Origin of the sequence: Bifidobacterium jacchi, from assembly GCF_009078285.1 — a bacterium.
Classification (GTDB): Bacteria; Actinomycetota; Actinomycetes; order Actinomycetales; family Bifidobacteriaceae; genus Bifidobacterium; species Bifidobacterium jacchi.
On record NZ_RQSP01000059.1, the window covers coordinates 1 to 11,955 of the forward strand.

An 11,955-nucleotide genomic window follows, 5' to 3' on the forward strand; every position below is an offset into this window, starting at 1 on the left:
CAGTTATGGACGAAAACGGCGGTGGAATCGTCCGTAACTGCGCGGGGACGTCGAGATCGCGCGCAGTTACGGACGATATGCGCCCGTCGCACGCCTCGCGCCGCATCGAAACCGCCTATGGCAAGCTCCGCACGTGCCACGCGACGCAAAAAACGACGTTTTCGTCGCCGCGTGACAGACCGTAGCGGCACACGGCGGCACACCATCGAGTCACATGATCACAAAACGGCGGAATTCCACTGTTTTCTCATCAAGCCAAGTCGAGCCCGCGTGGCACCGCGTGCCACGCGACGCAAAAAACGACGTTTTCGCCGCCGCGTGACAGATCGGCCGCTTTGAGTCTGTTGAAAGCCGTTGATCACAAGTCAGCTGATCACAAGTCAGTTGATCACAATGCCGGGAGTCCCTCGCCCCAGCCAGGAAAGCCGGTCCGAGGGCTTGATCGATCACCGCATAAGCCGTTCGGCGAGCGAACGGAACGATCGTCCGATTCCGTCCGTGCGCAATGCGCCGTCGGCATCGAGAACGGCCGGACGACCGGCCTCCCCCGTCTCACGCAGTTCGGGTTCCAACGGCAGCTGCGCCATCAGCGGAACATCGTAGCCGAGCGCTTCGGTCAGCTGTTCGCTCACGCGCTCGCCGCCGCCATGCCCGAAGATCTCCAGCCGTTCGCCACGGTGCTCATACCAGCTCATGTTCTCGACCACGCCACGCACCTTCATCGGCACCTGCAGCGCAACCAGACCGGAGCGCACCGCCACGTCGGACGCGCTTGGCTGAGGCGTGGTGACGACGACGAGCTCGGCGTTCGGCAGCGCCTGCGCCACGGAGATCGCCATGTCGCCGGTGCCGGGCGCAAGATCAAGCAGCAGAACGTCCGGCTCCCCCCACCACACATCGGAGAGGAACTGCTCCAGTGAACGCTGCAAACGCGGGCCACGCCACAGAATCGCACGGTCGGCTCCGGCGAACATGCCGATCGAAATGAGCTTGACGCCCCACGCGGTCACCGGCATGAGCATGCCGTTGAGATTGGTCGGCTGGGTGTGGACGCCGAACAGCTTCGGCAGCGAGAAGCCGTAGATGTCCGCGTCGATGGCTGCGGTGTCATAGCCCAACGCGGCGAACGTGGCGGCCAGGTTCGCGGTGAGAGACGATTTGCCGACGCCTCCCTTGCCGGACGCGATCGCGAAGATGCGGGTCTTGACCGACGGCTTGGTGAACGGATTCTGCCTGCGCTCCGCCTTGAGGTCGGCGACGAGATCGGCGAGCTTGTCACGGCTCATCGACGTGACCTCGATGTGCGGGGTGAGCGTGGCGTTCGGATACGACGTGACCGCGCCGTTGATCTGATTGGTGATCGTTTCGGACAGGGGGCACCCCGGCACGGTGAGTTCGACCTGAACGGTCACGTCAAAGGCGTCGGCCGCTCCAGGCGCGCCGGCCGGCGTCGCATGAATCGCCGCGATCATGCCCAGATCGGTGACGGATCTGCCCAGTTCCGGGTCGATGACGCGACTGAGCCGGTCATAGACCGCCGCCTCGATCCGCTGCGTATCGGTCGTGTCTGCTGTCATGGTGGTCCTCCTGTTCTGCCGATACCACACTAGCGTGCGATCGCGCGGCATGCCAGAGGTCGGTGCCGGTTCCTAGGATCTGCGGATCTGCGTCAAACCATCCCGTCAGCCGCTTCGACGGCGGCGCTTTCGGCCGCGGCGTCGCTCACACAGACGTGCCCTCTCCTGCGGAGGCGCCTGCGGGCGCGGAGCCGGTCTGGAGCAACTGCACGAATCCCTGTTCGTCGAGCATGGGGATACCGAGCTCCTCGGCCTTGGTGGCCTTGGAACCGGCGTTCGCACCGACGACGACCCAATCGGTCTTTTTGCTCACCGATCCGGCCGCCTTGCCGCCGCGCGCGATGATCGCCTCCTTGGCGGAATCACGCGAGAATCCCTCCAGGGAGCCGGTCACGACCACGGTTTTGCCAGCCAGCGTCTGTGGCAGATCGCTCACCTCGGCGGCACCAACGCCCACGCCGGCGGCCTTCCATGCGTCGAGCACCGCGCCGCGCCAATTGCCGGGCTCGCGCGCCTCGGCGAACCAGTGCACCACGGATTGCGCGATCTCAGGCCCCACGCCGTCGATCTGCGTCAGTTCCTCGGCGCTCGCCCGTTCGATTGCCTCCAGCGAGCCGAACGCGGATGCGATCAGGCGCGCGGTGGGCGGGCCGAGCCGGCGTATCGACAACGCGACGAGCACGCGCCACAGGTCGGCGTGCCGGGCCTTGTCCATCTCGTCGAACATCTTGCGCGTGTTCTCGCCCGGTCGGCTGATGATCGGCACGTCGCTCGTGGTGCCGTTGCGCGCGCGTCTATGCTCGACCCGGACGATCACCGCGTCCGCCGGCACATCATAGTCGGGGAAATCGGGGAAATCAGGCAAATCGGATGGACCGGCCGCCGCATCGCGCGCCGCGACCTGCCTGGCGGTGAGCTTTCTCGCCGCCGCGGGAGCGGTCCAGAACGCGGGGACCTGATGCCACAGGCCGGAGCCTCCTACGCGCTTGCGTACCTTTCTGACGTGCCCGTCGGCGTCGCGCGTCTCGTGCACTTCGATGATCGCGGCTTCGCGCCACACGCGCACGTCGCGCAGATCGGCGGCGTCAAGCGAAAACAGTCCGGCCTCGGACCCCAGCACCGGTGTCTGCACCGGCGGCAGCTGCAATCCCGGAGCCGGCTCATACGGTTCAGGTTCCTCGCCGGGCTTGACGAGAATCTCGGTCATGTTCGGCGCATAGGTGGCGACCGAATCGGGGCGGTTCTCCTCGGGATTGGTCAGCGCGACGGCCGACTGGTCGCCGAGATGCTCGATGTCGAACGCCTTGCGCGAGGCGAGGTTGATGATGCGTTCGGTCAGCTGCGCAGGGCAACTTTCCACGTTCGGGCAGCGGATGTCCTTGTCGCCCTCCTTGGCCGGAGCGAGCAGCGCGCCGCACGACGGGCAGTGCGTCGGCATGACGAATTCGCGCAGCGTCGCTTCACGCCCGCGACGACGTTCCAGCACCGGACCGACGAGTTCGGGGATCACATCGCCCGCCTTGCGCACGACGACCGTGTCGCCGATGAGCACGCCCTTGCGCTTGACTTCAAAGGGGTTGTGCAACGTGGTGCGGGCCACGGTCGAGCCGGCCACATACACGGGTCTGAGCACCGCGACCGGCGTCACGCGGCCGGTTCGTCCGACCTGCACGGTGATGTCAAGCAGTTCGGTGTTGACCTCCTCGGGCGGATACTTGTAGGCGATCGCCCATCGTGGCGCGCGGGAGGTAGCGCCCAGAGCGCGCTGAAGACCCAGATCGTCGACCTTGACGACGATGCCATCGAGCGCATGCTCGATATCGCCGCGATGCTCGCCGTAGTAGTCGATCATGTCGAGGACTTCCCGGAACGTCGACACCTTGCGATTGTGCGGCGAGATCGGCACGCCCCACTTGGCGTACAGCGCGTAGGCCTCGGACTGATCGTCGACCGCATCGTGCGAGCCGGCGGCGCGGCCCGCACCCCAACGCAGCGTGCCGATGCCGTGCGCATAGAAGCTGAGCCGTCTCGTCGCGGTGATGCGCGGATCCTTCTGCCGCAATGATCCGGCTGCCGCGTTGCGCGGATTGGCGAAGGGAGCGCGGCCCGCATCCTCCTGCTCGGCGTTGAGCGCGCGGAAATCGTCCCATCGCATGAACACCTCGCCGCGAATCTCCACGAATTCGGGAACATCCTCGCTCGGTCCGCCCAGATTCGCCGGAATGGAGCCGATCGTGCGCACATTGAGCGTGATGTCCTCGCCGGTGACGCCATCGCCGCGCGTCAGCCCCTGTTCGAGCACGCCGTTGCGGTAGATCAGGTTCAGGGCGAGTCCGTCGATCTTGACCTCGCAGCTCATCGGCAGCGGCTTGCCGTCCGGCCAGTCGAGATCCCGGCGCACGCCGTCGTACCAGTCGCGCAGCTCCTCGATCGAGAACACGTCGTCGAGGCTCATCATGCGCGAGGGATGACGCACGGAGGCGAAATCGTTCGAGAACGTGCCTCCGACGCGGTGGGTCGGCGACTGCGGCGTGTCGAGGGACGGGAACGCCGCCTCCAACCGCTGCAGGCATCGCAGGCGCGCGTCGTAGGCGGCGTCGGAGGAGACCGGCGAGTCATCGATGTAGTAGGCGATCTGATCGGATTCGACCCATGCGGCGACTCGCGCCCAAAGACGGGCCGCGGCCTCCGCGCTCATCGCATCGACATCCAGCCTGTCGAGCCGCATCGCATCGTCGTCGTTCGGTTGCAATGCGGCGATCCACGCGGTGCTGCCTGGTGCGAAGCGATGGATGCCCTCGTCCGGGACCAGTGCGATCGCGCCCGCATCGCCGCCATTCACGCCGCTCGCATCGTTCCCGTCGCCCTTGTCGCCGGTCGGCGCGTCGAAATCCCATGCCAACTGCTCATTCGTATCATTCATATGCTTTCCCGCTTTGCTTTCCCGTCTCCCGTAACCGCCGCCGTTGTAACCATCGTCGTTGCGGCCGCGCCGCTGCCGTAACCGCCGCCGCTCAAGCGTTGAGCGACCGCAGGAACTGCGTCTGCACCACGTCGATGCCGCCGTCATCGTCATTCATGCGCGCGCATGCCACCGATAGCGTGCGTGCCGGAACGAACAATCCCCCGTCCACGCATACGCGTGCCGCACGGCGCACGATCGTGGACGCCTGGGTGTGCGGCCAGACGGGAATATCGTGACTCGTCAGCGTTTCCGCGGCCGACTCGACGCCGTCAGGAACCGGAATGCACTGCGAGTCGGCGCGCGTCATCAGCTCGCGCAGCTCCGATTCCAACGCGCCGATCTGCCCGGGTGCGATATGGTCGCTCATGATGTAGGCCGCCACGGCCACGTCGAAATGGTCGCGCATCCACTCCGCGTAGGCGAGACGGTAGTAGGCGAAGGCGGCATCGTCGCGGTCCAGCGACACCTGCAGCGCGTTGAGGCACGCCGCCCGCGCCGAATCCCAGTCCTCCATGCGGCCGAGCTGGATGGCCAGCTTCATGTGCGACAGCGGGTATGCGGGCGCATAGGCGACCATCGCGTTGAGATGGGCGAGCGCCGCCTTGGCGCCTTTGATCTGGGAGAGCACGTCGGCCAGCTCCATGTGCGCGTAGAACAGATCATCGGGGATGAGCACGGTACGCTCGCCGCTGATCGCGAACATGCGATTGTAGATCACGCGCTCCGCATACGAGTTGAAATAGCGGGGCACGTTGGGGCCGGCCGCGAACATGGCGTCGAGACGATCCACCTGCGTGCCGATCGTCTCGATCGCCTGATCCACCTGGCCGGAGAACAGCAGGTCACGCGCCTTGAGCCGCTCCCTGTTGAGGTTCCGCGTCAGATCGAACACGAAATCCGGCGTGTCCTCGCCGTCGATCAGGGCGCTTGTGGCCTTGGGCGCCAGTTCCGTCAGCTCGGGGTCCGCGATGCGGTTGACGAGCGCCATCGCCGCCCTCGCCTTGAGCACCGACGGCATGTCCGAGTCCGCGGCGAGACGGTGGAATTCGGCGACCGCACGCTGCAGCAGGTCGGCGCGTTGTATGGACAGCCCTGCGGCGTCCGGCGTGCCGAGCACGCGCGCCACAGCCGGATCGAACGTCGTATCCGACAGTTCGGGTTCCTCCTGGGCGCCGGCCGGGGCGAAGCGCGCGTCGCGAAGGTCGAAGGACGCCTCGGTCGGCTTGAGCGCCCCCATCCCATCCCGCTCCATCGTGGCGTCGAACATCTCGTACGTGTGCGCCGGGTGGGCGAGCCCGTCATGGCCCATGCGCGCCAGAAACGCCTCGCGGGTGAAGGTCACGGTCACCAGCGTGCGCACGGTGGGATTGCGCCGCAGCTGTGCGAGCGGGTTTGCGCCGCCGTCGCCGCCTGCGGCATCGGCACGCGCGCCGTCGCCGTCATTCTCGCTCCCCTCCTGCGTCTCACCGGACGCAAGGGCGTTCAGATCATCGATCGAGGCGAACGGGACATCCTCGGACGTGCCGGCGTAGGTGATGTCGGAAAGCCCGTCCTGATCGCCCTGAGGCACGTTGAACGCCGTTTCGTCGAAGTCGATGCCCTGCATGAGATCGGCGAATCGGCTGTCGATCGAATCGTCGCCATCATCGCCATCGCCAACTGTACTGCCGGCGGCATCGCCGCCCGCCGCCTCCCGCGTTCCGTGAACGGCGTCGCGATCCGCGCCAGCGTCATCAGCAATGCCGTCAGCGCCGCCGCCAACACCGCGATCGGCGACATCTGCACCACCGCCAACAGCACCGTCACCAGCACCGCCACCGTCGCCATCCACGCCGTCGCCGATCGCGGCGCCCTCGCCATGCCGTGCCATGGATGACAATGCGGTATCGCCATGCACATCGCCGTCCTTGGGATCGGATTTCGAGCCACTGTAGCCGGCACCGACGCCGCCCATGCGCTCGAACGTGCGCACCACCCGGCTGAGCACCTCCTCGATGGCCGAGTTCTGCTCGGCGATGGCCTCCTCCAGACCGATCGAATCGATATGCAACGACACGCGGCGAACCCGGTCGTTGGCGGCGAATGCGAGCGCCGCCATGATCAGGCCGACGCGCAGATTGTATTCGGCTCCCATCGTCGCCCGCTGCGTGTCCGTCAACGTCACCCAGTCGCCGCGCGTCTCGTCGTATCGGGTGGAGGGCATGAGCGAGGCACCCGCCGCAGTGAAGGCGACCGCGGCATCGCCGCCGTTGAGATTCGACCGGAATTCCACGTCGAACCGGTAGGGCAGCCGCAGCCGACGCAGCAGCACCGACATCGTCTGACGATACGTCCACTCGTCATCCGACACCGCATCCGCGGATGCCGCCGCAGCCGCCGCCGCAGAGTCGCCGGATGCGAACGGGTCCACGCTGGATGCGGCGATCTGACGCGCCTGCCTGCGCGCCTCGTCCATGAGACGGCCTATTGCGGCGGCCCCATCGTCGAGATCGACGTGCCGCTCCGCGGATTCGTCGGTTCTGAGCGCGGCGAGCGCCGGATTGTCCAGCAGTCTGCGGTCGATGCGCGCCGCCTGGGCGCGGGTCACGTCGTTCTCGGTCGGACGGCATCCGATGCGGGCGTTGCGTTCCAGCCATGCGCTCACCGCCGTGAACCGGTTGAGGTTGCCTTCGATGCGCAGCGTGCGCAGCACGTCGGCGAATGCGAGATCGGTGTCCCAGGTGAAGAAGTAGTTGCCGGAATACGATGACGTGTACGGGTGAAGCGGCTCGGCGCCGTGGACTGCGGCGAGTCCGGGCACGTCGTCAAGGGCGCCGGCCTCGTGCATGAGATCGGCGAAATGCTCCTCCAGACCGGAGGCGCGCATGCCATGCGCCTTCGCGTCGAGCATGTCGCGCAGACAGCGGCGGATGGCCCCCATCGGGGCCTCGCGGTTGAGTCGGCGGAAGATGTTGCCGGACCCGAAGCCGAACAGCAGCCCCTCGATGGCGGGGATGAAGTATGCGGCGAAGAAGCCGACAGCGATCGCGTCGCGATATTCGAGGTCGTATCGCAGTTCGCGCGGCAGCGGCATGCGCACCTGTTCGATCGTGTAGCGTCCGCCGGTCTTGAGCCATGATGCGAGCCAGCACATGCGGCCCGACTGTTCCCGGCCGACCATGCCGCCTTCGATCACGTCGAGCATGCGCCCGGGATCGGCGGCGACATGGCCGAACCGCGTGCCGTCGGGCAGACGCAGCCTGCTTTCCTTGCCGAACAGGAAGCGCGGTTCGAGACCGTCCGTGTCCATGTCGGTCTCGCCGCCCGCGAACACCCGTCCTCGCTCGTCGGCGAGCGCGATCTGCGCGAACCGATCGCGGTCGGAGAACACGCCCAGCGCCAGCGCCGGCTCCCGGCGGCCATCAAGCTGAGCCCAGCCGAACCGCAGCTTCGTTCCCGGCCATGTCAGATCGTCGTAGATGCGACGTTTGACGAGCCGACCAAGCGTCACCGCCTGTTTGGCGAGCATGTCGGGCATGTCCTTTCCGGCGTCGTCGCCGCGGTGCGCGGAGAACGGATTGAACGCGGCGAGGGAGCGTCGCAGCGCGTCGAGCATGAACCGGCCACGGTCGGCGTCGCCGCCGATGCCGTGACGTGCCGGCCGATGGTCGCGCCGCCTGGAGGATCGCGAGGAATAAGTGGACATATCCGGTATTGTATGCGGCCCGCGTTGACATGACGAATGATGCGCCCTGAGCAAATAGTGCGCGAATCCGCGCGTTTGACGCGACCCGACACGACCCGACACGCACGCAGCGCGCCCCGACGCGGCCCTCCGACGTCCGCGCCGCGGCTGCCGCTACAATGATGGGCGTGTCCGATCCCCTCATCCCCGTCCGCGCCGGCAGCGCGAAGCACGACGGCAGCGCGAAGCGCGACGGCGACGCGAAGCGCACCAGCGATACGCAGCGCAGCGGCAACGCGCAATGCCGCGGCAACGCGCAGCGCGGCGTCGTCGCCGCAGCCGTCATGCTCGTCGCGATCCTGCTGATCGAATGCGTCGCATTCAACCTGCCGTTCTGGCGCACGCTTGGCGCAAGCACCGACAGCGCGTCCGTCGCCAATGCGCTCGGCGCAGGACTGATGAGACGGACCGACGGCATGCTCACCGTCGTCGACCCGACGCGCGCCTATATGGACGTGAAGGCCGACGGCACGTCCCGATACGCGCGGGTCGACGCCTCGCAGCCGTCCGTGATCGCCGCGGCGGCAGACAATGCGACGACGAATCCGAAACTGCGCACCGCCTTCACGCTGCGCGCGGACGGCGACGGACACGTCGGCCGCATGCAGCTGGTGTCGACAGGCACCGCGCGATCGCTCTACCTTCGCGTGGACGCGCAAAGCACCATCCGCGTGTGGATCGTCGAGGCGAAGGGGACCGTCGTGCCTCTGGACGCGGTCCGTGCCAACGTCAAGGTGCCGTTTCACGTGGAGCCGCTGCGTCTCGCAGGCATGGCCGCGATCGCTCTGCTGGCCGCGGCATGGCGGCCGGGTTCGCGGCTGTGGTCGATCCGGCTGAATCCGGCAAGCCGACGGCAGCGCCTGGCACTCGCGCTGCTGCTGACCCCGGCGGCGATCTACACGATCTGGTCGATCGTGCTGCACATTCGCGGCGCGTGGCCGCTCGTGTTCCACGCGCCGGGCTCGTACACCTATGATTTCGACCAGTACGCGCACGCGGCCGACGCGCTGCTGCACGGCCATGCGTGGCTCGATCTGCCGGTTCCCGACGAGTTCGCCTCGGCATCGAATCCGTACGATCCCGCTGTGCGCGACCGTCTGCTCACCGAGGGCGTGACGCCGATCTACTGGGATTACGCGTTCCTCAACGACCGGTGGTATTCGTATTTCGGCGTGCTGCCGGCACTGCTGCTGTTCGCCCCCTATCAGGCGATCGCATCGGCGGCGGCGGGGCGCCCGCTCATGCTGCCGACCGGCGCCGCGATGCTCGCGCTGCTGTTCGGCGTACTGGTCTTCGGCGTGCTGCTGACGATCCGTCTGGTGCATCGCCTCGCCCCGCACGCCTCACTCGCCGCCGCGTCGATGGCCGTCGCCACGCTGCTGCTCGGATCGAACGCGGGATACCTGTGGTTTCGGATGAACTTCTATTCGGTGCCGTTCGCCGCGTCGATGCTGCTGACATTCCTCGGACTGTGGCTGTGGCTGGGCGCCGAACGCACGGCGAAGGCCGGCGGCATCATGCAACGGCATCTGTGGCGGGCGAACGACCGGAGCGAAACCGCCCTGTCGCTACCGCACTTGGCCGCGGGCGCGTTGTGCATCGCCGCGAACGCAGGCTGCCGCCCGACATTCGCGACCGCCGCACTGCTCGGCATACCGCTGTTCTGGCGGCACATCCGAGCATTGTTCGCCGATCTTGCCGCCCGACGCATGTCGTATCGTCACGCATGCGTTCCCATCGCCGCCGTGCTCGCGCCGGCAGCACTGGTCGTCATGCCGCTGCTGGCATACAATGCGGTGCGCTTCGGCTCGCCGACCGACTTCGGCAGCGACTATCAGATCACCGTCACCGACATGACGAGATTCCGTCAGCCGCTCGCCAATCTGCCGGCGACGATCGGCTACTATCTGCTGCTGCCGCTGCGTGTGACCGACTCGTTCCCGTGGCTGGGCGTCAATCCGACCCCGCTGACGACATGGGGATTCGCCGAGCCGCTCGTCGGCGGACTGTTCATCCTGTTTCCGATGCTGCTGCCGGCCGTCGCACTGGCTGCACCCCGGCTGCGTCGCCGCATCGCCGCACCGACGCGGCGCATGCTGGTCGCCGCGCTCGCGCTCGCGGCCGCACTGCTGCTGTTCGACGCCTACGAGGCCGGATTGGGATGGCGATACATGACCGATTTCGGATGGCTGATCGCATTGGCGGCGATGCCGGCAATCGTCGCGCTCGGCGACGGAGCGGAACGAGTCGGCGATTCACGGCACGCCTCGATGCCGGCCGACACGACGTTCGGCGCGCACCCGCAAGGCGCACGCCTGCGGCGTCTGCTGGGACGAAGCGTCCTGATGATGCTGCTCGCCGCGACGCTCATCATCGGCTTCCTTTCCGCGTTCGTCATCGGTCGGCAGGATGCCATGATCAACAACGATCCCCAGCTGTTCTTCAGCGTGCGTTCGTGGTTCATCCTCTGAAACCGGCTTGAAATCACAGCATCATCGCCGCGGATTCGTCCGAGGATTCGGACGGCGACACGGACGACGCTGCAAACGACAACGGCACGTCGGGACGGACGACCGGCCGTCCGTCTACAATGAAGGCATGGGTCTTTTCGATTTCCTTTCCTCCCGTAAGCCGGCATCGCCGCGTCCTCATGCCCTGACGTTTTCGCTGGAGCAGGCCGGTCACGTCTATGACGGCGGCAATGTGGGACTGGAGCCCACGACGCTGACCATCGATGCCGATACGCGCCGTGTGGCCGTGATCGGCCTCAATGGCTCCGGCAAGACGACACTGCTCAAACTGCTCGACGGCGCGCTCGCCGCCACCGAGGGCACGGTGACGATCGGCGCCGGCGACGAGACGCTTGACCCTTCGAACAAGCGCGATCTCAAGCGCGTGGAGGACCTCGTCGGCAAGGTCCGACGTGAGGAGATCCCCAATGCGTACTATCAGGCCAAGAACATCCGCGAGGCGATCGACCTGCCGCTGCGCAAGCACAAGGTGCCTGAATCTGAGCGTCACGCGATCGTCGGCAACCTGTTCGCGCACTTCGATCTGACCGGCGTGGCGCATCAGCCGGCAAGCTCGCTCGACAGCGAGAAGCGGCATCTGCTGGCCATCGCCTCGGCGCTGAGCTTCTCACCATCCGCGATCATCGCCGACGAGCCGACCAAAGGGCTGGACGAGATCGGTTCGGCGCATGTGGCACGAGCCCTATTCAGCTACGACAAGCAGGTGGTGTTCGCCACGCATGACATCGATCTGATTCAGCGCAAGGAATACGCGATCGACCGCACGCTGGTGCTTGACGACCATAAGATCGTCTTCGACGGCACGCCCGAGGAGGCTGCGGCGTTCTATACCGATCTCATCCGCAGCAAATACGCGGCTACGAAGGGCTGAGCTCTGCCGCCGCACTATGTGGTGGGATGGTGCCGGCCGACTGCAGGGGCAGAGTCTCACCGTTTGTCTATGGCGCACGTCGTCATTGACGCACACCATAGACACACGCCATGAGGAGCGAGGGACCTTTCGTCGGGGCGCCTCGATGATGATCGTGTGCATACCACGTACATGCAGAGGGTGACTCGCCCTCTCCCGGTCGCCCCACGCCGCCGATCGCGTGCATACCACGTATGTAAAGCCAAACCCATCGTGTGCACGCAACGTACATTTACACGATCGTGTGC

General features: G+C 66.5%; 6 protein-coding genes. 3 read left to right on the plus strand and 3 right to left on the minus strand.

Annotated features, from left to right (window positions below):
• Positions 1–185 (plus strand): hypothetical protein (locus EHS19_RS11105; protein ID WP_206666357.1); only part of this gene is annotated, 185 nt, incomplete at its 5' end.
• Positions 186–446: 261 nt separating this feature from the next.
• On the opposite strand, the gene EHS19_RS09825 is transcribed toward EHS19_RS11105, so the two are convergent.
• The 3 genes from EHS19_RS09825 to EHS19_RS09835 all read right to left on the minus strand — a co-directional run bounded on the left by EHS19_RS09825 (position 447) and on the right by EHS19_RS09835 (position 8,059).
• Complete coding sequence (locus tag EHS19_RS09825; protein WP_241677207.1) at positions 447–1,577, minus strand: Mrp/NBP35 family ATP-binding protein; 1,131 nt, start codon at positions 1,575–1,577, stop codon at positions 447–449.
• A 145-nt stretch (positions 1,578–1,722) separates the two neighbouring features.
• Positions 1,723–4,500: an NAD-dependent DNA ligase LigA gene (gene ligA, locus EHS19_RS09830; RefSeq protein ID WP_151917590.1), complete on the minus strand. Its 2,778-nt coding sequence runs from the start codon at positions 4,498–4,500 to the stop codon at positions 1,723–1,725.
• A gap of 91 nt (positions 4,501–4,591) precedes the next feature.
• On the minus strand, positions 4,592–8,059 hold the full coding sequence (locus EHS19_RS09835) for a tetratricopeptide repeat protein (RefSeq protein ID WP_241677208.1): 3,468 nt from the start codon (positions 8,057–8,059) through the stop codon (positions 4,592–4,594).
• A 335-nt stretch (positions 8,060–8,394) separates the two neighbouring features.
• On the opposite strand from EHS19_RS09835, the gene EHS19_RS09840 reads away from it, so the two are divergent.
• Both EHS19_RS09840 and EHS19_RS09845 read left to right on the plus strand, forming a co-directional pair.
• Positions 8,395–10,737 carry a glycosyltransferase gene (locus EHS19_RS09840; protein WP_338325053.1) on the plus strand — a complete coding sequence of 781 codons (2,343 nt, stop codon included), beginning with the start codon at positions 8,395–8,397 and terminating at the stop codon, positions 10,735–10,737.
• Between the two features lie 127 nt (positions 10,738–10,864).
• Positions 10,865–11,668 carry an energy-coupling factor ABC transporter ATP-binding protein gene (locus EHS19_RS09845; RefSeq protein ID WP_151917592.1) on the plus strand — a complete coding sequence of 268 codons (804 nt, stop codon included), beginning with the start codon at positions 10,865–10,867 and terminating at the stop codon, positions 11,666–11,668.
• Positions 11,669–11,955: the final 287 nt, after the last annotated feature.